General features: G+C 67.9%; 18 protein-coding genes. 8 read left to right on the forward strand and 10 right to left on the reverse strand.

The annotated features are described in order from the left end of the window. The 3 genes from FXN61_RS18630 to FXN61_RS18640 form a co-directional block, all read left to right on the forward strand. Nucleotides 1-315 (forward strand): hypothetical protein (locus FXN61_RS18630; RefSeq protein WP_223165500.1); only part of this gene is annotated, 315 nt, incomplete at its 5' end. Nucleotides 316-774: 459 nt separating this feature from the next. Next, the gene (locus tag FXN61_RS18635) at nt 775-2,661 is read left to right on the forward strand and encodes a glycosyl hydrolase 53 family protein (protein ID WP_167975331.1); all 1,887 of its coding nucleotides are present in this window, start codon (nt 775-777) and stop codon (nt 2,659-2,661) included. A gap of 10 nt (nt 2,662-2,671) precedes the next feature. Then, entirely contained in the window at nt 2,672-4,081 is a 1,410-nt protein-coding gene (locus tag FXN61_RS18640; RefSeq protein WP_167975332.1) for a family 43 glycosylhydrolase, read from the forward strand. 88 nt (nt 4,082-4,169) lie between these two features. Here FXN61_RS18640 and FXN61_RS18645 read toward each other — a convergent pair whose 3' ends face one another. Genes FXN61_RS18645 through FXN61_RS18660 form a run of 4 tightly spaced genes read right to left on the reverse strand, consistent with a single transcriptional unit; the run spans nt 4,170 to nt 11,825 of the window. After that, nucleotides 4,170-5,876: a family 43 glycosylhydrolase gene (locus tag FXN61_RS18645; protein ID WP_223165501.1), complete on the reverse strand. Its 1,707-nt coding sequence runs from the start codon at nt 5,874-5,876 to the stop codon at nt 4,170-4,172. A gap of 4 nt (nt 5,877-5,880) precedes the next feature. Beyond that, on the reverse strand, nt 5,881-7,215 hold the full coding sequence (locus FXN61_RS18650; RefSeq protein ID WP_312877836.1) for a right-handed parallel beta-helix repeat-containing protein: 1,335 nt from the start codon (nt 7,213-7,215) through the stop codon (nt 5,881-5,883). A 4-nt stretch (nt 7,216-7,219) separates the two neighbouring features. Further along, nucleotides 7,220-9,064: a rhamnogalacturonan lyase family protein gene (locus tag FXN61_RS18655; RefSeq protein WP_167975334.1), complete on the reverse strand. Its 1,845-nt coding sequence runs from the start codon at nt 9,062-9,064 to the stop codon at nt 7,220-7,222. Nucleotides 9,065-9,101: 37 nt separating this feature from the next. Next, nucleotides 9,102-11,825, reverse strand: a complete 2,724-nt coding sequence (locus FXN61_RS18660) for an exo-rhamnogalacturonan lyase family protein (protein ID WP_167975335.1) — start codon at nt 11,823-11,825, stop codon at nt 9,102-9,104. Nucleotides 11,826-12,022: 197 nt separating this feature from the next. Between FXN61_RS18660 and FXN61_RS18665 the strand changes: the two genes are divergently transcribed. The 3 genes from FXN61_RS18665 to FXN61_RS18670 all read left to right on the forward strand — a co-directional run bounded on the left by FXN61_RS18665 (nt 12,023) and on the right by FXN61_RS18670 (nt 15,065). Next, nucleotides 12,023-13,465 (forward strand): DUF2264 domain-containing protein, encoded by a 1,443-nt coding sequence (locus FXN61_RS18665; RefSeq protein ID WP_223165502.1) that lies wholly within the window; start codon nt 12,023-12,025, stop codon nt 13,463-13,465. Continuing rightward, nucleotides 13,462-13,932, forward strand: coding sequence for a hypothetical protein (locus FXN61_RS50760; RefSeq protein ID WP_223165503.1), 471 nt, complete (start codon nt 13,462-13,464; stop codon nt 13,930-13,932). Before FXN61_RS18665 ends, FXN61_RS50760 begins: the two co-directional genes overlap by 4 nt. Nucleotides 13,933-14,051: 119 nt before the next feature. Further along, nucleotides 14,052-15,065, forward strand: coding sequence for a LacI family DNA-binding transcriptional regulator (locus FXN61_RS18670; protein ID WP_312877837.1), 1,014 nt, complete (start codon nt 14,052-14,054; stop codon nt 15,063-15,065). A gap of 34 nt (nt 15,066-15,099) precedes the next feature. Here the strand turns inward: FXN61_RS18670 and FXN61_RS18675 are convergent, their stop codons facing one another. The 5 genes from FXN61_RS18675 to FXN61_RS18695 form a co-directional block, all read right to left on the reverse strand. Next, nucleotides 15,100-16,410: a cellulase family glycosylhydrolase gene (locus FXN61_RS18675; protein WP_312877838.1), complete on the reverse strand. Its 1,311-nt coding sequence runs from the start codon at nt 16,408-16,410 to the stop codon at nt 15,100-15,102. Nucleotides 16,411-16,646: 236 nt separating this feature from the next. Further along, nucleotides 16,647-17,714 (reverse strand): glycoside hydrolase family 43 protein, encoded by a 1,068-nt coding sequence (locus tag FXN61_RS18680; protein ID WP_167975337.1) that lies wholly within the window; start codon nt 17,712-17,714, stop codon nt 16,647-16,649. 38 nt (nt 17,715-17,752) lie between these two features. After that, nucleotides 17,753-19,393, reverse strand: a complete 1,641-nt coding sequence (locus FXN61_RS18685) for an extracellular solute-binding protein (protein ID WP_167975338.1) — start codon at nt 19,391-19,393, stop codon at nt 17,753-17,755. Nucleotides 19,394-19,422: 29 nt separating this feature from the next. Next, a complete protein-coding gene (locus FXN61_RS18690) occupies nt 19,423-20,301 on the reverse strand; it encodes a carbohydrate ABC transporter permease (RefSeq protein ID WP_167975339.1) in 879 nt (292 codons plus the stop codon). Next, the gene (locus tag FXN61_RS18695) at nt 20,298-21,221 is read right to left on the reverse strand and encodes an ABC transporter permease (RefSeq protein ID WP_312877839.1); all 924 of its coding nucleotides are present in this window, start codon (nt 21,219-21,221) and stop codon (nt 20,298-20,300) included. The genes FXN61_RS18690 and FXN61_RS18695 overlap by 4 nt, the downstream gene beginning before the upstream one ends. A gap of 218 nt (nt 21,222-21,439) precedes the next feature. Here FXN61_RS18695 and FXN61_RS18700 point away from each other — a divergent pair, with 218 nt between their 5' ends. Then, complete coding sequence (locus FXN61_RS18700; RefSeq protein ID WP_223165504.1) at nt 21,440-22,447, forward strand: hydroxyacid dehydrogenase; 1,008 nt, start codon at nt 21,440-21,442, stop codon at nt 22,445-22,447. A 1-nt stretch (nt 22,448) separates the two neighbouring features. Here the strand turns inward: FXN61_RS18700 and FXN61_RS18705 are convergent, their stop codons facing one another. Then, complete coding sequence (locus FXN61_RS18705; protein WP_167975340.1) at nt 22,449-24,458, reverse strand: beta-galactosidase; 2,010 nt, start codon at nt 24,456-24,458, stop codon at nt 22,449-22,451. Between the two features lie 154 nt (nt 24,459-24,612). On the opposite strand from FXN61_RS18705, the gene FXN61_RS18710 reads away from it, so the two are divergent. Continuing rightward, nucleotides 24,613-25,902 (forward strand): ABC transporter substrate-binding protein, encoded by a 1,290-nt coding sequence (locus FXN61_RS18710; protein ID WP_167975341.1) that lies wholly within the window; start codon nt 24,613-24,615, stop codon nt 25,900-25,902. Nucleotide 25,903 lies beyond the last annotated feature (1 nt).

Genomic DNA, 25,903 nt, shown 5'->3' on the forward strand with positions numbered 1-25,903 from the left:
ATCGCCTCGCACTGGCCGGTGGCCTGCGCGACCTGGCAGAGGTCACGCCGGTCGGTGATCGCCGACCGCGCGGTGATGTACGCCGAGACATCGCTGGCGAACGTGCCCGCCCGGATGCACGGCAGCAGGCTCATGCTGACCCTGCGCATGGCCGACAGCCAGGCGTGCCGCGGCGACCTCGACGCCGCCGTGGAGCTGGCACGGCCGGTGATGGCGGCGGTGGCCTCAGCTCCGGCCACCCCCATCCGCCACGAGCTCCGCAGGCTCCGCACCCGGCTGGGCAGCCGATTCGCCGAACTGCTTGACAGTCTTTGACATGAAGGGGCGTGGAACCCAGGAAGGCGCTTTCCGCCTGCCACCACAAGGTGCGCGGCGATCACAGCGTCTCGGTTCAACCTGGTTCGACATGAGCTCGTCGAACGTCACGTCGATTCGACTGCCGCAAGAATCGCCTGCGACCGTGCTTCTCGCAGCTGCGGACTGATCATCCCAAAAGGACTTCTCCGCAAGACACGCGTGCGGGCCATGCCCAGCGAGCTGCTTGAACCGTTCCAAGTTGGCCTGCGTCCAGCAGGCCACAGCGGGTCGCCGTTCGGTTGGGAAAGCGCTTACCTTCTTTGTTACACCAAAGTTGGCCCTTGCGCGGGGGATTGAAACGGTTCATCGTGACTACCCGACGTCCAACGCGACAGAAGCACGCTCGGGCCGTCTGCCGGTCCGGCGTGACCGCTACCTGCCACTGGGCCACTCGCAACCGCACATGTCGGGAGAGACATGATCGCTCGGTTTCGGTCCCGCGTCACCGCGGCATTCACCGCCTTCGCGACCATTGCGGCCGGGCTGTTGACAGCTCCCCCGCCGGCGCACGCCATCTACGGCACCGCCGCCATCTTGCCGATCGAGAGCAACATCGCCGCCAAGTTCTGGGCCTCCGCCACGGCGAGCAGCGGTTCGTCCACCGCCCGGTCGGCGATAGACGGGAATCCGGAGACGGCCTGGTACCCGGACGGTCCCGGTGCCCGGCAGCAGCTGACCGTCGACCTCGGCGGCGCCTACGACAACCTGCGCAAGGTCAAGGTGCTCTTCGCCCGCCGCGGCGTGACCCACCGGTACGTCGTCGAGGCCTCGTCCGACGGCCGCCGGTGGAGCGAGATCGCCGACAGGTCCGGCAACCGGGCCGCGGCACGGGGAGCCGTGCACCTGTTCACCCGGCCGGGAACCCGCTTCGTCCGGCTCACCGTCATCGGCGCCGCCGAGGTCGGCGTGAGCGAGCTCCAGGTCTTCAACTACCTGCGCGACGACCTCGTCCTCGGCGCCGATCTGTCCTGGATGGACGATCGCAGGAACCACCAGTACTGGGTCGACCCCCTGTCCGCGGACAAGGGCGCGGGGCCGCACGTGCTCGACGTGGTCAAGGACCGCGGGATGGAGTACTCCCGGCTGCGGATCTTCAACGAGCCGAGGAGCGAGAGCACCGGCCAGCCGAACGCGATCCCGTACCAGGGACCGCAGCGCTCGCTGCAGCCCGCGCGGTGGATCAAGGACCGGAAGATGGGCCTCGGCATCGACTTCCACTACGCGGACTCCTGGGCGGACCCGAGCAAGCAACCGAAACCGCGCGCCTGGGCCCAGCTGGAGTTCGCCGACCTGACCAAGGCGGTGTACGGCTACACCCGGGACTACCTCCGCCAGCTGATCCGGCAAGGCACCACGCCGGACAAGGTCGCCGTCGGAAACGAGATCATCAACGGCTTCCTGTACGGCAGCGAGGCGGCCCTCATCGGCACGACCGCGCCGCCCTACTTCGTCGACCAGGCCGACGTCTACCAGTCGAAGCCGGGCGGGGGCTTGCTGTGGCGCTACTGGCAGTCGGCCGACCCCGCCGAGCAACGGCTCTACGACGAGGCGTGGGACCGGTTCACCACGCTGGCCGCGTCCGGGATCAAGGCCGTCCGCGACACCTCGCCGAAGTCCAAAGTGGAGATCCACGTGATCGTCGGCACCGGGCGGCTCGAGAAGACCATGGAGTTCTGGCACCAGTTCCTGACCAGGGTGATGGCCAAGGGGCAAAACCCCGACGTGCTCGCGATCTCGTACTACCCGGAGTGGCACGGCTCGCCAGAGGCCCTGGACACCAACCTCCACAGGATCGCGACGACCTACCCCGGCTACGAGATCGAGATCGCCGAGACGTCCTACCCCGCGTCCGGTGGCGGTGGCGCGCCGATGCCCAACTCGCCCTTCCCCAGGACGATCCAGGGGCAGGCGGACGCCATCCAGCGGGTCTTCCAGGCCGCCAACGACGTGGTCGGCAACCGGGGCGCCGGCGTGCTGGTCTGGGAACCGGTCGGCTGGCAGACGATGTTCCGGGCCGTGCCCGGCATGGCCGACACCTACGAGCCGCACGCGTCGATCAACGTGTTCAACGCGAGCCAGGCCAAGCACGTCCTGGAGGACACGGTCCACATCACCACCCGTGTGGGCGGAGTCCCGAGGCTCCCCTCCTCCATCCGCAAGCTCACCACCGCGACCAACGCCCTCACGACGATCCCCGTTCGCTGGCAACCACTGCCGGACGGAGCAACCGACAGGCCCGGCGAGGTCGTTGTCATCGGGACCACGGCGCTGGGCAAGGTCACCGCGGTCATCGACGTGATCTAGAGAGGGCGACATGAACCGACCAGCACGTGCTCTGGCGGTGACGACTCTCGTCGTCTCGGCCGCCATCCTTCCCGTCGCCCCGGCGCCCGCGGACGTCCTGCCCGCCGCAACGATCCCCACTGGGGCACAGTCGCTGGAGCCGGTGAACCTGCCCGGCTGGTTCGTCCAGCACAGCGACCGGCTGGGCCGGCTCGGCACGGTCACCTCCGGGAGTTCGGCGCAGGCCAAGTCGGACGCCACGTTCACCGTCGTGTCCGGTCTCGCGTCACCGTCGTGTTATTCCTTCCAGGCCACCAACGGGCTGTTCCTGCGACACCGGGACTATCGCGTGCGACTAGAGGGCAACACGGGCACAGCGGAGTTCCGCGGCGACGCGACGTTCTGCCCCGCAACGGGTTCGGTGACCGGCTCGGTGTCGCTGGTGTCGTTCAACTTTCCGAACCGGCGGCTCCGGCACCGCAACCTCGAGCTCTGGCTCGACCCGAACCAGGACACCGCGGAGTTCCGGGCCGACAGCTCCTTCCGGTTGACCGCTCCGTGGACGCCCAAGACCACCAAGGGTCCGGTCATCCCCGGGCTGTTCGCGGATCCGCACATCACCAACTTCAACGGCCGGTACTACCTCTACCCCACGACCGATGGCTACGCGAGCTGGTCTGCGCCCCACTACAAGGCTTTCTCCTCGACCGACTTGGTCAACTGGACCGACCACGGCGTGATCCTGAACCACGGACCGGACGTGTCGTGGGCCGACAACTCGGCGTGGGCGCCGGCGGTGGTCGCCAAGAACGGCCGCCACTACCTGTACTTCAGCGGTGGTGCCGCATCCGGCAACACCGCCAAGCAACTCGGGGTCGCCGTGTCCGACTCCCCCACCGGCCCGTTCCGGGACGCCCTGGGCACACCGCTGATCCGGGCTGGAGCGTACTCAGGACAGGCCATCGACCCCATGGTGTTCACTGATGACAATGGACAGTCCTATCTCTACTGGGGCAACGGAGCGGCGCACGTCGTTCCGCTGAACCCCGACATGATCTCGTTCAACCCGGCGGCGGTGCGCACGATCACGACTTCCGGGTTCCGCGAGGCGGCGTTTGTGTTGAAGCGCAACGGCACTTACTACTTCATGTGGTCGGAAGGCGACACCCGCGACGAGAACTACCAGGTCGCCTACGCGACCGGCCCGTCCCCACTCGGACCGTGGACCAAGCGCGGCGTCGTGCTCCAGAAACGGCTGAGCCTCGGCATCAAGGGCACCGGGCACCACTCGGTGGTCAAAGCGCCCGGCACCGACACCTGGCACGTCGCCTACCACCGCTTCGCGGTGCCCGCGGGAAACGGCACCAACCGCGAGGTGACCATCGACCGCATGGCGTTCGACGCCGACGGCACCATCGCCACGATCGTCCCGACCCTCTGACCGCTGGTGCCGTAGCGCGACCCGACCTCCACCCCGGCGCCGATGGCCGTGGTGGAGGTCGGCGATCACGCCGCTGACGCTGCCCTGGTTACGGTGAGGTCTTGACCAGTGAGAGTTGGTCGACGATGACACCGCCCGAACCCGACGCCCGCACGGTGACGGTGGCGGCCCCGCTGGGTAGCACGATGCCGGTGAGCTCACGCTTGGCCCAGCCGCCCGACGACGGGACAGTCAGGGTGCGTTGGCTGCCGTTGGCGCCGGTGATCACGACCTGTCCGGCACTGCCCCGAGCATGCAGGGCGAGGGTGTAGGTGCCCGCGGGCACCGACTCGATCCGCTGCTCCACGCCGCCCCTGTTGCTCACCTGGAGGGCGAAGCGAGACCCGTTCACGCCACCGTTGACGTTGGTCACCGAACCGCCGAGGTTCCGCCATCCCCGTACACTGGAGACGATGATGCGGTCGGCCTGGATGTCCGGGTTCAGGATGTAGTTGTTCGCCGGCCCGACGCGCCATTCGCCGGTCGTGACGTTGAACTGCCACTGGCTCACCGAGTGGAACCGCGGCCGCGCACCGGTCTTGGTGATCGGCACCCACTGGTTGTAGCCGATGCCGTTCCAGGCGAAGTCGGCCCAGCGGTCGCCGGCGTAGACCACGGTGTTCTGCTTGGTGCCCTTGACCGTCACGAAGAACCCGGTCTGGGTCACGTGGCTGTAGTCCATCTCGGTGCCGGCAAGGACGTACTCGCTGCTGTAGGAGCCCTGGACGTTGCTGCTGGTCGACTCATTGACGTAGTTGACCGAGGTGTTCCAGCCGTGCAGGTCCGACGCCGCGTGGTAGTACTTGCCGTCGAGCTTGAACATGGCGTTGCCCTCGCGACCGGCGCCGCGGCGGATCTCCACGCCTGGCTCGATCCGCAGCGAGTCGGACTCCCGGAACTTGGCCACGAAGCCACGCGAACGCCCTTCGCGGTTGGAGAAGATCAGGTAGTCCTTGCCGTTGTCGTCGGTGAACACCGTCTGGTCACCGGTGCCGGTCGTGGGCGAGTTGGTGATCTGCGTCTGGAAGTAGCCGTAGTCGAAGGTGTCGGTCGGCGAGTCGCCCTGCAACAGCAGAACACCGTGTCCGCCGCGACCGGTGTGCCACATCTGCACGGCGAGCACGTACTTGCCGGTGTTCTCGTTGTACGAGACACCGAGCCGCCCGACCCAGCCCGCACCACCCAGGTTGGCGCCACTGCCGACGCCCGTGGAACGCGTCGCGACCCGGTTCTCGAACTTCCAGTTCACCAAGTCCTTCGACGAGTACACCGGGATCGAGACGAACGAGACGTTCCCGTCGTACTTGCGCGTCGGGTTGGCCCGGTAGAGCTCGGCACCGGTGTAGTGCACGCCGTACCAGTAGTAGGTGTCGCCGAACTTGAAGACTCCGCCACCCTGCGAATAGATCGGGTTGCCGCTGGTGTCGTTCCAGAAGGTGTTGTTCGTGATGGTCTGGAACGTGCCCTCGTCCGCGGCCTTCAGCTCGGCGGCGGCGTTCATCAGCGCCGTCTTCGCGGCAGCGACTTCCGAAGTGGCGGCCGACCTGTTGCCGGCGACGCCGGCCGCGGTGGTCAACGCCTTGGCGAAGGGAGCCCAGGAGTCCGCCGTGTACTTGTCCGGAACGCGGGTCTGGTAGTCGCGGACCAGATGCTCCAGACCTCGCTCCGTCGGCTCCGCCGCAGCGGGGCTCGCCGAGAGTGGTACCACTGTCGCCACCAACAGCATCGCGGCGACGGATAGCTTCCAGTACCTCAAGATGTCACCTTCCATCGTTCTCGAACGCGCCGAGGTCCGGCGCACTCCCGCTGTGGGGCAGGCCGACGTTGGTGCCCCTGTCGATCAGGGCGCTGGTCGCGGTGAGGCGGAGATGGGGCAGCACGGGCAGACTGCCGTCGGCTTGGCGGGGTGTGTCCCAGTCGGACGTCGACACGCTCCGGAACTGTGCGTCCGACAGTGGAACACCGAGATTCCAGGAGTTGTGCGAAGCCGTCGTGCCGTTCATGTTCGCAAGCAGCGTGCCGGTGTAGGCGATGTTGTTGCGCAGGTTGCCCCTGCCGACGGAGGCACCGCTTGAGTTGATTCCCCGCATGTCGAAGTCGGGGCGGTTGCCGTAGCTGGTGTTGTTGAAGTAGTCGTTGGCCACCGGGTGGTGGTTGGAGTAGAAGCCCGCGGCCTTGTTGAGGAACGCCACAGAGAAGCGGACGGTGTGCTTCACCGCCCTGGTGTCGTACTCGCGGCCGAAGCCGCCCATCTTGAAACCGGCACCGTTGCCGGCAGACGTCGTCGTCCCCGGCACGTACCCGTTGCGCCACGCCCACGAGTTCTCGATGAGCACGGGCGAGTAGGTGGAGATCAGGTCGAACCCGTCATCGGCGTTCCACCACGCGCGGCACCCCCGGAACACGTTCGCGGGCCGTCCGGCGGGCGTGTAGTGCGACCCGAACCCGTCGGCGTTCTCGCCGGGGCTGTCGTTGCTGCGCAGGTCGTAGTTGTCGTGCGAGTCCGAGTTGAGGACGAGGTTGCCGCCCCCGCCGTTGATGAACAGGCCGGTGCCCATGTGGTGATGGGTGTCGATCTGCTCGAAGATGTTGTTGCTGCCGGAGATCCACAGCCCCCAGGACTCGGCGTTGCGGTTGTTGTTCTGCGGTACGCCGGTGACTTCCAGTCCTTTGAGGTGAATCCAGCTGCCGGTGACGCTGAAGCCCTTGATGCGGCAGTCGTCCTTCATGCGCGAGAAGTCGAAGACCGGCTTCTCTCCCGGATGGGCCCAGTACCGGATCGGGTTGCCCGAGCTGCCGCTCTTGTTCAGGGTGATCGCGTCGACTCTGGCCGTCTGGCTCGAGCAGGCGCTGTTCGCACGGGTGTAGGCGTACCTGCCGCCCCGGAAGTAGACGGTGTCCCCCGCCTTGGCGGCTGTCTGCGCGCGGGCGATCGACACCCACGGCGCGGCCTGGGTGCCGGCCGCACTGTCATTTCCGTTGGGAGCGACGTAGTAGACGCTCGCGGCCGATGCCGGGCCGGCGGCGATCACGAGAGGGGTCGCCGTGATCACCGCGACCAGGAGCGCGCGGGTCAGGTAGATCGTGTTCTTCACAACGTCACCTGCCTGGGTAAGTGATGTTCGGCCTCGGCGGCCGGCTCATGCCGGCGCCCAGGAAGTAGTCGACGTGGTGGGACTGCATGTAGCCCTTGAGCGTCATGGCGTTGCGGTAGGCGGGGTTGTGCGGCAGCGTGTAAAGCCTTGTGCTCGTGGGGTGGTTGGTGGTGAAGATGATCAGCTGGTTGTAGCTCGCGTTGGTGTACACGGCTTCCTCACGCCAGTCGCCGAGGATGTCGCCGTAGAAGGTCGGCTGCACTTCCTGGCTCGCGTCGACCGCGCCGTAGCTCGAGGTGGTGAGCAGCCGTTGCAGGCTGTTGGTGGGCTTGGGGTTGTTCGGGTCCCACTTCTCGAACTTGCCGTCGTTGAGCAGTTCCATCGTGGTGTCGCCGTCCCACCACAGGCCCAGTTGCGGCCACGGCCTCAGCGAGGTGTTCGGTTCGGTGAGGCGATTGGTGGAGGCGTTGTAGAGGCCGGAGAAGGACCAGACCTCCATGCCGGGGAACCGCGGGTCGATGTCGCCCGCCATGCCACGTCCCACGTCGGCGGTGCCGGACGCGGTGTGCCGCCAGATGATGGAGCCGTTTGCGGCGTCGTAGTAGTACTCGCGCAGACCACTGGGGTTGTCCTGCTGGACGCCGTAGCCTTGCAGGCCCGGGCGGCTGGGATCCATCTTGGCGATGTGGAAGCGGTCGCCGTGGATGACGCCCGAGGGGCCCAGGGAGTACCGCAGGGTGCCGTTTCCGTTGAGCACGAACCCGATCTCGCCGACCTCGTCGGTGCCGTCGCCGTTGACGTCGATGACGCGGGTGTTGTGCCCGTCGGGTGCGTTCTGGTTGCCGCGCAGCCACTTCCACTGCTGGGTCAGCGACTGGCCGTCGAACTGCCAGGCGCCCATCATGAGGTTGAACCCACCGTTGCCGACCCGGTTCTTCATGAAGGCGACCAGACTGGGCCGCGTACCGTCGAGGTGGCCCACGCCGAACCGGGCGTACATCGGGCCGTCCCGCAGGTAGTCCGTCGGCACGGGAGCCGTGGCGCGGGGCGCCCCGGTCATGCCATCGAGAACCGCGATGAACTGACGGTTGTTGTCGCTGTTGGTGAAGGTGATGCCGTTGCCGAACCGGACACCGTTGGCGATCCGCACGGCGACCTCGGCGCGGCCGTCGCTGTCGAAGTCGTAGACGGTGACGCCGTCGTTGTGGCCGACGTCGATCGTGGACGATCCACCCTCGATGTTGTTCTGGTTGGTGCTGTTCGGTCCCATGTTGACCGACCAGAGGAGCTGGCCGTCACGCCGGTAGGCCTCGAGGGTCTGCGGCGACGTCTGGCGGTCCAGGACGTAGTCGTACTCACCGTCGCCGTCGAGGTCGCCGACCCAGACGAACTTCACCGGGCCGCCGGCGCGCAGTGGTACCCGGACGACCGGCTCGACGGCGTGGTTGGCGGTCAGCGTGAAGGCGCCGCTCGGTGGCTGCTCCGCGCCGTTGATCACGGGCCGCACCCGGTAGCTGTTCGGCCGGGTCAGGTCCGCCGTCGAGTCGGTGAAGTTGGTGCCTCCGGTCAGGACCGCGGAGTTGAGCTTGACCTCCTGGCCACCGGCAGTGGACCTGTACACGTTGAACCCGATGCCGTCCGGGTCGAGGCCCAGCAGCCGCCACGAGACCAGCACAGCGGTGTTGCTCGACCGCACGGCGACTACGCCGCGGCCGAGGTTCTCCATCGGTCTGGCGGCCGCCTGCGCGACGCCGTCGGGCGGCGCCGCGTTGACCGTGGAGGCCGTCGCCGTCGCGGACAGCAGGACGACCACGGCTGCGGCTGTCGAGACCTTTTTGGACAGTTTCATGAATCCTCCCTGTGCAGGGTCAGGGCGGGGTGCAGGGTCAGGGCAGGTGATCACCGACCAGCGCCAGGCACTGGATCGCGGCCAAGCCGTACTGCGCGGAGGCGTTCGTGGACACGAAGCTCGCCTCGTCCACCGGTTTGAGCACGGCCGGGCCGTCGACCCGCACCGTTCTCCAGGGTGCGTTGCGCGGATAACCGGCGTGGCCCGTGTAGAACTCCTGCCACGCTCTGGAGGCCAGCGCGGCGTTGCCGGTCTTCGCCGCGGCGTACGCGCTGAGCCGGGAGTGGGCCTGCCGCAGGTTCTGGTTGCCGAACGACTGACCGGTCTCGGCCTTCTGTTCCTCGGCTGTGGCGTTGTACAGCCGGCAGTACTGCAACCAGGCGCTGTTGAACTCCGGGATGTCGAGCAGGGCGACGAGCTCACTGCAAATCTCGACCAGGCCGAACACCGCGCCGAGCGAGCCCACGGAGACGGCCGGTTTCGCCGGCGCGAATGCTCCGGTGTCCAGGTCGTACAGTCCGCTGCCCTGGACGAAACCGTTGGGCAGCGCCCCGATGGTGCGGGCACCCGCCTGCAGCTTGCGCAGCGCGACCGGGTCTCCGCCGCGCTCCCACTCGGTGAGGAAGGCGGCGGCGAGACCGCTCCAGTCGGTGCCGAGCGAGACGGACAAGGCGTGCGGATCCGGTTCGTAGGGCTCGGTTCGGATCTTGCGGATCGGGTCGAGCACGAGGAACGTCCGGTCACCGTCGACGAGGTCGCGCATCAGGTCGCCGACCCGTTCGTCGGCGGTGAGGAAGTAGTAGAACCGGCGGTACGCGGCCGTGCTGATCCGCAGCTGCTTGGCGCTGTCCGCCCAGTGCTGCACGCCGTGCCTGGTGCCGAGGTCGCGCCACTTGCCCAGGTGGTAGACGTCCACCTCGCCGGTGTGCCGGGTCATGGCCTCGGCGAACCGGAACACGTCGGCGCGCCCGGACCGCAGGTACTGGTACCACAGCCACAGATCCGGTGAGAGTTCGGAGTTGTCCCAGGCGTACCCGCCGATGTCGTACCGCCACACGTGCCGGTCGGAGTCGTAGGTGTGCATGATGTCGCCGTAGTTCCAGAACCCGTACCAGCTGCGCTGCTCGACCTGGCCGCGGTGGTGGTCGAAGAGGAAGTCCAGCCGGTCCTCGATCTCCCGCCGCGCCGGTGTGCTGCGGTCGACCGGGCTCCAGTCCCCGAAGACACCGACGCCGTGCAGGTGGGCAGGTGGAGCGACGATCAACGGTGGTGTGCGGACGGCCGCGGCCAGCTGGGCGAACCGCTCGGCGGACGGTGTGGCTCCCAGTGCCCAGAACGACAACTCGGTGGTGCGGGCGATCCCGTACGGCGTGCCGAAGCCGGGTTCGTAGTCCTCGTAGGTGATCTCCAGCCCTTCCAGCTGTTCGGGGTAGGTGTCCTGGCCCATCCCGTCGTGGTAGAAGCGCAGGTCCATCGGGGTGGCGTCGGGCGACCAGAGCCACATCGTCACCTCGGCGGTCTCCCCCGCCGCACCGCGGACGTCGAGCTGCGTGGGGTGCAGCTGCCAGAAGTCGCGCATGCCGAACGCGAATCCTCCGCTGATCCCGCCGACGTAACCGAGGCCGGATGCCCGGCCTCCGGAGTCCACCTGGATCCAGCCGTGGCCCGCGCGGGTGCGTTTGCGGATGTCGAAGCAGCCCTCGGACAACTGCCGCAGGCTGTAGTCGCCCCAGGCCGGGATGTACTGCAGCCGACTGCTCACACGGGTGTCCCAAGTGGACACAGGAGGTGTTGCTCGTCCGGCGATCTGCGCCTCCCGCACCGCCGCGCCGGGATCGCGGCGCAGACCGGTGATACCGCGAACGGCCTCGCCGAGCACGCCGTCACCATCACCGGCGAACCGCACGTGACGGTCGTGCGGCTGATCGGTCATCGGCACCTGGAAGCGGACACCCAGGCCGGAGATGAAGTCCTTGTTGGCGTCGCCGTCGAAGACGAACGTGTGCACCATGCGGATTCCGTCGCTGCCCGCGTACAGATAGAGCCGGATGGTGAACGGCAGCCACGCCCGAAGGCCCCGGTCGGCGCGGTGTACGCCCTCGACACGCACCACGGCGCGAACCGGGCCACGTTGCTCGACGGTCACCGCACGGATGTCGGCGGTGAACCGCTCGGTGCGCACCACCTCAGGCGCGTCGTCCGCGGTGTTCTTGCGCAGGCAGACCAGGGTGCCGCCGGTGGCGATGGCCCGGTCTCCCCTGGAGATCGACGGAACCAGGACGCGCCCGCGGCGAGCGATCCGGCAACGGATGACACCGGTGTCGACGTCGATCTCCTTGCGGTTCTCGCTGATCCGCAACGGGGCGGCGGGCGCGGCCGGCTTTCCGGTGCGCAGCAGGTACTCCCGCGCAGGCGCGACCTCCGTGCCGATCGCGTGTGCGGTCCACTTGACCGTCCCGTCCGGCCAGAAACCGGTCGGCCACGACTGCACGGGCACGGCCTGGCCCGCGGCGGTGGTGAGGGACAACTCGCTGCCTTTGGGCAGGGCACCCCGTGGCCACGGCACTCCCCAGGTGGTGCCCACAAGCGCCTGAGGCGCCTCGCTTTCCAGCCAGCGCAGTGGCACCCCCGCGTCCGCGGCGGGGATCGGCGGCGGCTGACCGCCCAGTGCGGCGCCGGCTTGCGCCGGTGCGCGCAGTCCGCTTGCCGCGCCGGTCATCGCGACGCCCACCAGGAGAGTGCGGCGAGACAGTTCGGGCATCGTTGCCCTCCACCTGAGCCGGAGTTGAAACGTTTACTATCGCTGAGGCAGCGAACCAAGGATTTCTTGATCGTGTCAATACCGTCTTCCGGTTTTTCGTTGCCAGCAACGATATTGACCGCGTGGCGACTCGACCCTAGATTCGATTCATCGATACAAACGGTTTAACTCGAATTCGACTTCCTTCGACTGACGGAGTGCTGTCGCCCTACACGGGGTGGACCAGGACGCACTGGGAAGCAGTGGCCGATCACCTGCTGGACGCCGTGACGCCCTACGCCACACCGGGCGGCGCCCAGTACCGGCTGCCAGGCCGACCGGGCCGCGCGGGCCTGGACAGTGACGGTTTGGAGGGCTACGCAAGGACTTTCCTGCTCGCGGCCTTCCGCATCGCCGGTGCCGGTGGTGACGTGCCCGCGGAGCTCATCGAGCGGTATGCCGACGGCCTCGCCCACGGCACCGACCCCGGCCACCGGTACGCCTGGCCGGTGCCCGCTGACTGCTCGCAACAACTCGTGGAAGCGGCTTCGATCGCGCTGGCACTGCACGAGACCCGTCGATGGCTGTTCGACCGGTTCGACTCCTCAGTGCAGGAACGTGTCGTCGACTGGCTCGCCGCCGCGGCGGGCAAGCGGACCTGGCAGAGCAACTGGGTGCTGTTCCCCGTGATGGTTCAGCAGTTCCTCGCGAGCGTCGGCGCACCGCACGACCCGGCCGGGATCTCCGATGGACTCGACCGGATCGAACAGTGGTACGTCGGCGACGGCTGGTACACCGACGGCGCCGGGCGAAGCTTCGACTACTACGCGGGATGGGCGCTGCACCTGTACCCGTTGCTGTGGGCCCGGATGTCGGGCGACCGGCAACGTGGCGATGTGTACCGGGAGCGGCTGCGCCTGTTCCTGGAGCAGTACCAGCACATGTTCGCCGGTGACGGCGCACCGGTCCATCAGGGGCGGTCGCTGTGCTACCGGTTCGCCTGCGTTGCGCCGCTGTGGCTGGGCGAGCTGATGGACGCGACGCTGTTGCCCACCGGCCGCTCCCGGCGGATCGCCAGCGGCGTGCTGCGGCACTTCGTCGAGCGCGGCGTGCCGGACGAGCACGGCCTGCTCAGCCTCGGCTGGTACGACCGTTTCCTGCCGAGCACGCAGCACTACTCCGGCCCGGCCTCACCGTACTGGGCCAGCAAGGCGTTTCTCGGACTGCTACTGCCCGCAGACCATCCGGTGTGGACAGTTCCCGAGTACGCCGCGCCGATCGACGACGGTGACCAGGTCGTCGCGATGCCGGGCCCCGGCTGGCTGCTGCACGCCACCCGCCACGACGGGGTGGTGCGCGTGGTCAACCACGGCAGCGACCGCGCGCGTCACCTGCCCGCTGACGGGATCGACGACCCGCACTACACCCGCTTCGGGTACGCGTCGCATACAGCTCCCGAAGTCGGTGAAGATGCCCGTGTGCGGGCGGTGGACGGTCATCTCGCGGTGATCGGGCCAGACGGCGTCGTCTCTCGCCGTCGGCGCATCGAGCCGATCGCGGTCCACGACCGGTTCGCCGCGTCGGCCTACGAGGACGGCCCGGTGCGGGTGCAGACGGCGTCGATCGTGCGCGGACCGTGGGAGTGCGCGTCCACCGCGTGACCGCCCCGCCTGGCCACGTCGTCCGGGACGGCGGCTACGCGCTGGCCGGTCCTCGCCCGCCGATGGTGCGCACCGGTCACCGATGGAGCCAGGTCGGTTTGCCGGACGGCCTGACCAGCGTCGTGGTCGCCCTGCACGGTTTCCGTGCGGCCACTACCACCGAAGCCTTGGACGCCAACGCGTTCGGCGTGTGTTCCGGCACGCCGTACCTGGTGACGCTTGATCATCCTGGCGGAAGCGCTGTCTACGTCTCGCTGATCGTGCTCACCGGCGATCGGGTCGATCCCGCCGTGCTGCGAGATTCGGTCACCGCGTCCGTTGCCGGCGACCGAGCCACGGTGCGACTGCCGGACGGGGAGCGGATCGAGGTGGTGCTCGGTGCCCAGGTCACCTACGCGCGCTATCCGGCGGACGGCGCGCCTGTGCGCTGGCCAGCGGACGATGCCGCCGCTACGGGGTATAAATGATTCAGTAACCGTTTTCTGAAACAATGCTCCCGGTTGCGGGGTCACGGAAGGGCCGGTGGACGATGACGCGGCGGGCGAGCGAGCCAGCGGACGGCCGGCGGCGGTCCACGATCCGCGAGGTGGCGGACCGGGCCGGCGTGTCCGTGGCCACCGTCTCGCGCATCCTGAGCGGCGACTACCCGGCCTCCCCCGCCACCCGCAAGCGTGTCATGCGCGCCGTCGAGGAACTCGACTACGTGGCCAACGCCCACGCCCGTGCGCTCGCGGGCACGTCCGCCAAGAGCATCGCCATCGTGCTCAACTCGGTGATCTCGCCGCACTACGCGCATGTCGCGCAGGGCGTGGAGGCCCAGACCGCCGTCGAAGGCCGGCTGTGCCTGATCGGCACCACCGGCGGCGACGCCGAGCGTGAGCTCGCCATGGTGAAGTTCATGCGGGAGCAGCACGCCGAGGCGGTCATCCTGGTCGGCAACGTGGTGGCCGACGAGAAGTACCGCAAGCGCATGGGCCAGTACGCGCACGCCCTGACCGCGATCGGTTCCCGGCTGGTGCTGTGCGGCCGCCCGCCGCTCGGCCCGGACGTGCCCGCGGTCGTCGTGGAGTACGACAACGCCGGTGGCGCGTTCGCGGCGACCAGCCACCTGCTGTCCGCCGGACACGAGCGGATCCTGTGCCTCGGCAGGCGTCCCGGCTACACCACGCAGGAAGGCCGGGTGGCCGGGTACCGCCAGGCGCTGGCCGCGCACCGCGTGCCGCACGACCCCGCGCTCGAGGTCGAGGGCACGACGATGGAGTGGCACGAGGGCTACCGGATGATGAAGGAGCGGCTGGCCACCGGTCCTCGCGACTTCACCGCGGTCTTCGCCCTCAACGACCTCATCGCCGGCGGCGCCTGCCGGGCACTGATCGAGCACGGGCTCAGGGTGCCCGACGACGTGTCGATGGTGGGATTCGACGATCTGCAGCCCTCGCTCGACCTCAACCTGACCACTGTGCACCTGCCGCACGAGGAGATCGGGCGCACCGCCGTGCGCCTCGCACTGGAGCACGAGGCACGCGGCGGCACACCTCCGCACGTCGTTCTCGGGACACATCTGGTGATCCGCGACTCTGTCCGTCCCCGCGTGTCCTGACGCCTTCCGTTCCGCGGCTGCAATCCACGGGATGTCAGGCAGCGGCAGCCACGACGTCGAGGGAGTCGATGTTGGGTAGTCCGACTGCCGTGGTCGGGGTGATCCGGATGGTGTTGCTGCCGTCGTTGAGCGACACCGGCACGGACTTGGTCGACCATGCCGACCATGAGCCGGTGGGCTCGAACGACACTGTGGCCACTGTGGTCCCGTTGACGATCACGTTCGCCGGCCGCGTATCCGAGCCGTTGGCGAACCGGACGCTTACCGTCGCCGTACCCGCCTCCGCCGGGGTCACCGTGAACTGCGCTGCCGCGCCGACGGCGTTGGCACCGTTGCAGAACCCGCTGCCCGAATAACCCGCGTGATTCGAATCAATCGTGCCGTCACACACCGCAGGAGCGGACTCCGCCTCGTAACGCTGCCCCGGCTGCGGGCCGTCAGTGCCCCAGCCGTGCCTGAGTCGGTCAGCGCCAGTGGAGTTGCGGATGCTCACGCTCAGGTTGGTGCCGCTGCCGTGGAGCGCGAACATGGAGTACCAGTCGTAGTTCTGTCCGGCGGTGATCTTGCCGCCGAGCGCGGGCCAGTAGACCGCGCCCATGTCGAGTGCCCGCAGGGAGTCGGTGTCCGCGCGGAGGTACCGGACGAAGTTGTTGGAGCTGTTCGCGTTGTTGTAGTTCAGGCCGGTGTCCATCGGAGCGCCGAACTCGGTCAGGACCGAGCGCGAGGCGCAATTGCCCAGTCGCTGCCGGAAACTCTGGACCCAGCCGTTGTAGTCCATCTCGCCGTAGAAGAAGGCGTAGTGGTGATAGGACAGGAGCGTCCCGTCGAGACGTGTGTCGGCGCAGACCGGCCTGACGTCCTGGCTGTAACCGGTGCCGCCCACCAGGATCCGGCCCTTCGGGATCGACGCGCGAGCGTTGATCCACGAGACGGCGAGGTTGATCCATTGGGAGGCGCTGTAGCCGTGGGGTTCGTTCATCGGCTCGAAATAGACCAGGCTGTTGGAGCCGTACTGGGCAGTGACGGTGTTCCACATCGAGTTGAAGGCGTTCATGTTGGTGATCCGGCCGCCAGACGCGGCTCCGTCTTCCCAGTAGGCGAGGATGACCTTGAAGCCTTTGGCGGTAGCGGCGTCGATCGTGCCGCGGTAGGCGTTCCACCACGACGTACCGACGGTGTGCGTGTTGACCGGCAACCGGACGGTGTTGACGCCGAGTTGGTTCTTGAACCCGTTGTAGATGGCGTCCGCCTTGGCCCGGACGGTCGAGTAGCTGTCCGACTGGTTCAGGCCGTCGAGGACGAGCGGACCTCTGACGAAGTTGTCGCCACGCACGGCCCAGTTCACGCCTCTGAACTGGGATGTGTCCGCGCTGGCCGGTGATGCGCCGGTAAGTGCGGCCACCGGCAGTAGAACCAACGTGCTGAGGACGCTGACCAGAGTGCGGCGCAGGGAACGGGTGTGAGGTGCTGAGCGTGTGCCGATACCTGTCGGTTGCATCTGATTGACCAATCGGGTGCAGGGATGGGTGTGGGCAGGAGCTTTGTCGTGCGTTGCCGACGGATGCCGTGCTGGTCGCGGACTCAGCCGCCGGTCTCGCCTGAGGGAGGGGCGAGGACCTTGGAAGTGGGCACAGGGACGCCGAGGTTCGGGGTGCCGTCGGCGTTCCAGGAGATCTTCTGCACGCGCGTGGTCCGGGTCGTGCCGCAGCCCTGGGACGCCGAGGAGTTGGCGTGGTAGGCGATCCAGATCTCGGTGCCGTCGGGTGAGGTGAAGAACGAGTGGTGGCCGGGGCCGTAGACGCCGTTGGCGTTGCTGCGCTGGAAGATCGGGGTGGGGAACTTCGTCCAGGATGATGCCGCGAGCGGGTTGCCGCCGCGGTACTCCAGCATGCCCAGCTTGTAGTCCGCCGTGCCGCAGTAGCTGGCGGAGTAGGTGAGGAACGTACGGCCGTTGCGCTGGAGGGCGAACGATCCCTCGTTGACCGGCTGACCCTGCCGCTCCCATCCGAGCGTCGGCGCCGAGATGCGGGTGCCGTAGGCCGATACGGAGGTCGGACTGCTCATTGGTGCGATGTAGATCGACTGGAGCCCGTCGGCGTGGAACGCCGAGTAGTGGAAGTACAGGGCACCGTTGAGCTTGAGCACCGCCCCATCGATTGCCCAGCCGTCGTTCGGCATCAGGTTGAGCACACCCCGGTAGGCGTAAGGGCCCATCGGGTCGTTCGCGGCACTCTCCAGCACGTGCGTGCGGCGCGATCCGTATCCGGCCCGTGGTTGGACCGAGTAGTAGATGTACCAACGGTTGTTGATCTGCTCCAGGTGGGGAGCCCACATCGTGCAGCAGCCCGTGTTCTGGGTCGCGGTGAAGATCCGCCTCTCCGGGGCGCTGCGCAGGCTGGCGATGGTGGACGACCGGCGCATCAGGATGTTGGACGTCCACGTGGTGGCGACGTAGTAGTACTGGCCGTTGTACTGCACCAACGTCGGGTCGGCGCTGTTGGGCGGGGGGACGACGGGATTGGTGAACGAAGGGCCGGGGGCGGCGTCCGCTCGGTTCTGGCCCACCGCGATCATGGACAGGGCGACGATGAGCGCGGCGACGAGCGACAGGGCTCGCCGGCCCGCACCGCGCCGGTGGACGAGCATCATGGGCACTCCTGGTGACGGGAACGGGGACTCAGGCGGGGTTACTTGGCGGCTGCGTGCTCCTTGGCCAGTTCCTCGGCCACCTTGTCGCCACCGGCCTGCCGCCACTGGGTGACCGCGTCCTTCCAGGCGGACACCGGCTTGCGGCCGAACACGATGGCCCCGATCGCGTCGCCGACGGTCCGGGTCAGCTCGGCGCCCTTGCTGGTGCGGGTCGCGGACCGCAGCCCCGCCTCCGGATCGGCCACACTCTTCGGCAGCACCGCCTTCTCCCACTCGTGGACGGCCTTGGCCCCCTCCGGGTAGCCGGGCAGGTGCAGCACGGCCGGCGCGACCCCGAGATACTTGATCGGCAGGTTGACGTTGTTCTCCACCTTGAACAGGTCAGTGGTCCTGATTCCGCCGGAGTCCTTGGTGAAGTGCACGCCCTCCACGCCGTAGTTGACCAGCTCGTACTCGGAGCTGCCGAACGGGGCGCTGAGGTAGTTGGAGATGCGCAGCAGCAGCTTGAGCCGGTCGGCACCGGCCTTCTTGAACGTGACGTAGCCGAAGATGCCGGTGCCCTGCCAGGGTGTCGCGTTCGGCCCGTACGGGCGGGCGAGGTCGAACTCGAACCGGCGGTTGATGCCGTCCATCGTCTCCCTCGCCACCGCGCCGAAACCGTCGGTGATCGACAGGACGGAACCGTTGTACCAGAAGGTCTTCAGGTCCGTCGCGCTGAGCGTGAGGCTGTCCGGGTGGTAGGCGCCCTTCTCGGCGAGCCGGCGCATCACGCCGAGCGCCTCCTCGAACTGAGGAGTCGTGAGGGTGCTGACGAACTGTCCGTCGCGCAGTTCCCAGGCGTTCGGCGCACCGAGCGAGCCGGCGTGGTAGGCGATCGAGCCGAAGCTGCCGAAAAGGCTCTTGGAGCCGCCGATGCCCCACCGCCCGCCACCCGACTGCCCGGACATCGCGGCGACGAACTCCTCCGTGCCCCACTCCCGCGGGACACCGGCCTGCTGGAACGCCGTGCGGTTGACGTACAGGCTGTTGCCCGGCTTCGGGCGCTCCAGCGGCACGCCGTAGATCCGTCCGCCGATGCGGCCCATGCCCTGCCAGGCGTACGTGGGGATGTTGGCCAGGCTGGGGTACTCCTTGACCGCGTCCCCGCCGACGAAGTCGGACAGGTCGGCGCACCGGCTCTGGACGAACTCGTGCGAGCGGGGCAGCTGGAGGTTGCTGAACATGATGATGTCGGGCAGGTCGTCGCCGGAGGCCATCAGCGTGGCCATCTTCTGGCCGTACTCGGCGTCAGGGACGACCACGACCTTCAGGTTGACGTTGAGCGCCTTGTTGATCGCCTGCCAGAACTGGTTGCTCTCCAACGGTTTGGGCGGGGCTCCGTAGGTGATGACCATCGCGGTGACGTCCGAACCGTCACCCGGTGCTTCCGGCACCGACCGGACGAGGTTCTGCGGGTAGTTCAGGTACAGCGGTTGTACGCCGGACTTGTCGCCGGGCGCATCGGGTGTCGGGCCCGAGAACGGCACGTATGTGGGCCACGGCACCACGTCCTTGCCGGCGTTGCCGACGTTGCCGGTAGATCCGCTGCCGCAGCCGGCGAGCGCGGGTCCGGCCACCGTGGCGAGCGCACCGGCACCGACGAACTTCAGCAACGACCGTCGGCGGAGGTGAGAAGACATGCGTGCTCCTTCCTCTCTTGAAGGGTGGATCAGGCCTTGACGGCGCCGGTGAGCACGCCTTTGACGAAATAGCGTTGAAGCAACGGGTAGATGCACACGATGGGCGCGACGGCCAGGACCACCACCGCCATCTGTGTCGACTGCGGAGCGGAGGTGACCGTCGAGTCACCGCTGAGGTCGGCTCCGCCGGTGACGTACTGGCGCAGCACCGTGCCGATCGGCCACTTCGTCTGGTCGTTGAAGTAGATGATGGCTTCGAAGAAGCGGTTCCAGTAGGCGACCGCGTAGAACAGGCTCACCACCGCCAGCACCGCCTTGGACAGCGGCAACACGATCCGCCACAGTGTGGTCAGTTCGCCGGCGCCGTCGATGCGGGCGGCCTCCAGCAGTTCGGCCGGGATGGACTGGAAGAAGCCCCGCAGCACGATCAGGTTGAACACGTTGATCAGGAACGGCAGGACCAACGCGGCGTAGGAGTCGAACAGGCCGGTGGTGCGCACCACCAGGAACAGCGGGATCATCCCTGGCGGAAACAGGAACGTGAACAGGATCAGCAGCAACATCGGCCGTCCGCCGTAGACGTGGGGCCGCGACAACGCGTACGCGAGGCCCACGGTGCAGACCAGGCTGAGCGCCGTGCCGATCACCGTGACGCCGCCACTGACCAGCAGCGCCCGCGTCACGACTCCGCCGTCCAGTATCTCCGCGTACGCGCCGAGCGTGAACCGCTCCGGCCACACCACCCAGCCGCCGTTGGCGATCACGTCCTGCGGCGAGGCGAGGCTCGTCGCCACGACCGTCCACAGCGGAAACAACACGAGCAGCACGATGACGACGAGCGCCACCGCCTTCGCGAGCCGCAACCCCGGCCCGGGTTTGCCCTGCCACGCCGGATATGTCGCCCTCAACGCCGGTACACCCCCTGTTCGCCGAGCCGATGCGCGACCCGGTTGGCCGTGTACACCAGCGCGACGCCGATGAGCCCCTTGAACAACCCGGCGGCGGCCGCGTAGCCGAACTCACCGTTGGCAAAGCCGGTGAAGTAGACGAACGTGTCGAGCACCTCGCCCGCCTCCGGCCCGACCGCCTGCCGCTGCAGGAAGAACTGCTCGAAGCCGACCTCGAGGAACTCCCCCAGCCTGAGTATGAGGAGCAGCACGATCACCGGGCGGATGCCCGGCAGCGTCACGTGCCAGAGCCTGCGCCACCAGCCGGCGCCGTCCAGTGCCGCCGCTTCGTACTGCTGATCGTCCACTTGGGACAGCGCGGCGAGGAAGATGATCGTGGCCCAGCCGCATTCCTTCCAGATCAGCTGCGCGACCACCAGCGGCTTGTACGCGTCCGGGTTGCCGATGACGTGAATCGCCCCGAGACCCAGCTCGCCCATCCAGCCGTTGACCACCCCCGCGCCGCCGAGCATGTGCTGGAACAGCGCCACGACGATCACCCACGACAGGAAGTGCGGCAGGTAGACCACGCTCTGCACGAACCGTTTGACCGTCGTGCCGACCAGGCTGTGCAGCAGGAGCGCCAGGGCGAGCGGAGCCGGAAAGAAGAACACCAGCTGGAGGCCGGCGATCAAGATCGTGTTCGCGACCGCGTTCCAGAACTGCGGATCGCCGAGCATCTGCTCGAAGTTGACCAGTCCGACCCACGCGCTGTCCGCGAGACCCAGGAACGGCACGTAGTCGACGAAGGCCAGCACGTTCCCGAACAGCGCGCCGTAGTGGAAGATCAGGAAGTAGAGAACGCCGGGTGCCATCACGACCAGGAGCACCCGGTCCCGGCGGATCCGCCTGCGGTGTCCCGGTTCCCGGGCGCGTGGCACCTTCTGGCGCAACTCGCGGGATGGGCGCCTCGATTCGACCGCACACACCTTCGGTGCCCCCCATCGTTGCGATCGTCCTCGACCGGAACACGGTGACCAAGAAGATAAAACGGTTACATCGCCGGGTCAACCATGGATGCCATACCCTTTGACAACTAGGGCTCTTGCCGTGGTAAAACGTTTTACCTCAGCCACGCCTCACGGAGGGGGATCCATCCGTGCCGGAACGTCCTGTCGCCGTGCTCGCCATGCAGCCTTGGGCGCTGCCGGACCTGTTCCCCGCGGATCTGCTGGAACGGCTGCGAACCCTGGTGCGGCTGAAACCGGGTCCAGCCCTCACGTCCTTCGAGACGGAGGAAGCCGCGTCCGTGCTGCGCGACGTGGACGTGCTGGTGACCGGCTGGGGCTGCCCGCGCATCGACAGTGCCGTGCTCGCCACCGCACCGCGGCTGCGCGCCGTGATCCACGCGGCCGGGTCGGTGAAAGGACATGTCGATCCCGTGGTCTTCGCCCACGGCGTCACGGTCTCGTCGGCCGCACAGGCGAACGCAGTGCCGGTCGCCGAGTACACGGTGTCCGCCATCGTCTTCGCGGCGAAACGAGTGTTCACCCGAGCCAACTGGTACGCGCACGACCGCACGGCAGGTGACTGGCGTTCTGGTGCCGGCACCGGGCTCTTCGGCCGCACGATCGGGATCATCGGCGCCTCGCGGACAGGCCGCCTCGTGCTGGATCGACTGCGTGCGCACAACGTCCGGCTCCTCCTCGCCGATCCCTATGTCACCGCGCAGGAAGCCAGCGCCCTCGGCGCGGAACTCGTCGGCACGGACGAGCTGTGCCGCCGCAGCGAACTGGTCTCCGTCCACGCACCGGCACTGCCGGAGACCCACCACCTGCTCGACGCCAGGCGGCTCGCCCTTCTCTCGGACGGCGCGACGCTCATCAACACCGCGCGCGGATCCCTGGTGGACACCGCCGCCCTCACCCACCACTGCGCGTCCGGGCGCCTCGACGCCGTGCTCGACGTGACCGATCCCAACCCGCTGCCGCCCGGCCACCCGCTCCTGCTGCTGCCGAACGTGCTCGTCACCCCGCACCTGGCCGGATCACAGGGACACGAGTTGCGCCGCCTGGGCGAGTTCACCGTGGCCGAGGTCGCGCGCTTCGTCGGAGGTGAGCCACTGCACGGCACCATCTGTTCCAGCGACCTGCACCGGATCGCCTGACTCACCGCGATCGGAAGACGACACGGATTCCGCCCGCAGGCACGTGGAGGCTGCCGACGACGTCATCGCCCGTGAGCAACTCCGTGCCGGCCTCGCCGACGTTGATCGTGGCGTTGTCATCGGTGTGGTTGATCGCGAACAGGTATCGCCCCTCCGATCCGGCGCGTTCGACCACCTCGACGTCGCGTGGCAGCTCGCGCGGGGCGAGCGTGGTGGGTGCGATCGCGGCGCGCAGCACGGCGTCGAGGCCGTCCGCTGCCAGGCACGTGGAGACGTACCAGGCGTTGCCGCTTCCGGTGGTGTGCCGCGTGACGGCGGGAAGGCCCGCGGCCGGACCATCCACATAGGACCACATCTGCTCGGCGCCGCGGAGGGTCACGACTTCGGACCACACGTTGCCCGTCGTGTCGTTGTCCAGTCGCACCCGGTGACCCGCGGGCAGGGGTGTGAACTCCTCGACCGTCAGGCCCAGCACGTCGCGCAACGCACCGGGGTGAGGGCCGAGGTGGAAGGTGTCGCGTTCGTCCACGATTCCGGAGAAGCAGGACACGACCAGGGTGCCGCCGTCCTCCGCGTAGCGGCGGAGGTTGGCTCCCGCAGCCTCCGTCATCGCGTACAGGGCCGGCACGATGACCAGGGGATAGCGGCTCAGGTCTGCTTCCGGGTGCGCGAAGTCCACCGTGAGGTGCTGGTCGTAGGCCGCGGCGTACCAGGCTTCCGCTCGCTCGCGGGCGTCGAGGTCGACGCTCGGCCGCCACTCGAGTCGTTGTGCCCACCAGGACTGCCAGTCCCACAGCATCGCCACGTCCGACACCACGCGGCTGCCACGAACGGGGCTGATCGCGTCGAGGTCCTGGCCCAGCCGCACGACCTCGCGCCAGATCCTGCTCTCGGTTCCGGCCTGAGGGAGCATCGCCGAGTGGAACTTCTCGGCGCCGAAGCGGGAAGCGCGCCACTGGAAGAACATCGCGCCGTCCGAGCCGCGTGCGACGTGCGCGAGGCTGTTGCGCGCCATTTCCCCTGGCCGCTTGGCGATGTTGCGGGGCTGCCAGGACACCGCGCTGGTGGAGTGTTCGAGCAGCAGCCACGGCCGGCCGCCTGCCAGCGAACGCGTGAGGTCGGCGGTCATCGCGAGGCCGACGTGGTTGCGGTCGGCTTCGGCGGTCAGGTAGTGGTCGTTGGTGACGAGGTCGACTTCCTTGGCCCAGGCCCAGTAGTCCAGTGAGTCGCACTGGGCCAGCCCCGCGTGAAAGTTCGTGGTCACCGGATTACCAGGCGACAGGGCGTGCAGCACGTCGCGTTCCTGCTTGAAGCTCTCCAGCAAAGCGTCGCTGGTGAACCGCGCCCAGTCCAGTTGCTGGGCCGGGTTGGCCACCGAGGGCGTGAGGCGCGGTGGCTGCACCTGTTCCCACGAGTTGTAGTTCTGGCCCCAGAACGTGGTGCCCCACGCCTCGTTGAGCTCCTTGACCGTGGTGTAGCGGTCGGCCAGCCAGGTGCGGAACGCAGCAGCGGAGGTGTCGCAGTAGCACGCGCTCACCGGTGCGCCGTACTCGTTGTGGACGTGCCAGAGCGCTACGGCGGGGTGTTCACCGTAGCGGCGGCCGAGCTGCTCGGTGATCGAGACAGCGGCCCGCCTGTAGTCCGGTGAGCTGTAACAGATCGCGCCTCTGCTCCCGAACGCGTGGCGCACGCCCTCGCGGTTCACCGGCAGCGCTTCGGGATGACGCTCGTAGAACCACGCGGGCGGCACGACCGTCGGAGTGGCGAGGCCGACGCGAACATCGTTGTCGTGCAACAGGTCCAGCAGGTGGTCCAGCCAGCCGAAGTCGTACTGGCCTGGCTCGGGCTCCAGCAGTGCCCAGGCGAAGATGCCGACGCTGACCATCGTCACGCCGGCCTCGCGCATGAGGCGCACGTCCTCCTGCCACAGCGGCTTCGGCCACTGTTCGGGGGTGTAGTCGCCGCCGTACGCGAGGGTGTCCAGCCCAACCGGCCAGCGCAACCGTTTCATCCACGGACCCCTGTCTCTGTGATCGTGCACAGTGAATGTTCCGCCGAACTTTCCGGTCATGACCGTACATTTCGCCTATTGAACATGTCGAGGCTGCATCACTACTGTGAACGTGCACAGTCCAGCACCTCCCACCCTGACATCGGAGGAACGGATGCAGCGCCGCACCGGCCTCACCGCCATCGCACTCATCGGCTCCCTGACGCTCGCCGCGTGCAGCGGCGGCGGAACACCTTCGGCCGACGGCCCGGTCGAGCTGACCATGTGGTCCTGGGCGACCCTGCAGAAGGTCGCGGACATCTGGAACGCGGACCACCCCGACATCAAGGTCACCGTGCAGGAACAGGGAGGTGGCGACGAGCTCGTCACCAAGGTCATCACCGCCGCGAAGGCGGGTGACGGGCCGGACCTGGTGCAGGCGGAGTACCAGATGATCCCGACGCTGGTGTCCAACGACGTGCTCGCCGACATCACGGAGTTCGCCGGTGGAGCCAAGGACAAGTTCACCGAGAACGTCTGGAAACAGGTCACCCTGGACTCCGCGGTCTACGCGATCCCGCAGGACACGGCTCCGCTCGCGTTCTACTACCGCGAGGATCTCTTCACACAGCTGGGACTCGAGGTGCCCACCACGTGGACGGAATTCGCGGACGTCGCGCGGCAGATCAAGCAGAAGGACCCGAACCGCGCGCTGACCACGTTCTCCAGCAACGACGCCGGCCTGTTCGCCGGGCTGACCCAGCAGGCTGGAGCGACCTGGTGGTCGGCCTCCGGTGACACCTGGAAGGTCGCCATCGACGTCGAGGCGTCCCGCAAGGTCGCCACGTTCTGGGGCGATCTGGTGGCCGAGGGCGTGATCGACAACCAGCCGATGTACACGCCCGCGTGGAACAAGGCGCTCAACGACGGCATGCAGATCGCCTGGGTGAGCGCGGTCTGGGCGCCGGGCGTGCTGGTCACCAGCGCGCCGGACACCAAGGGGAAGTGGCGGATGGCTCCGCTGCCGCAGTGGAGCGCGGGCTCGAACACGACCGGCAGCTGGGGCGGCTCCACCACCGGTATCACCGCCAAAGCGGCGAAGAACGGCCGCGCGAAGGCCGCCGCCGAGTTCGCCACCTGGCTCAACACGGACCCCAAAGCCGTGGCGGCGCTGGTGAAGGAGGCCGGTGTCTACCCGGCCGCCACCGCCGCGCAGACGAGCGGGGCCCTGACCACGCCGGAGTTCTTCCCCAACCAGCCCGACTTCTACCGGCAGGCCGCCGAGCTCGCGAAGGGCACCGCCGCGGCGAGCTGGGGGCCGAACGTCAACGTCGCCTACGGCACGTTCAAGGACGCTTTCGGCAAGGCCGCCACGGAGAAGTCGCCGTTCCCGGCGGCGCTCAAGGCCGTGCAGGACGCCACCGTCGCGGACATGAAGAAGAACGGCTTCAAGATCGAGGGGTGAG

It is taken from the genome of Lentzea indica (assembly GCF_012184385.1).
Taxonomy (GTDB): domain Bacteria; phylum Actinomycetota; class Actinomycetes; order Mycobacteriales; family Pseudonocardiaceae; genus Lentzea; species Lentzea indica.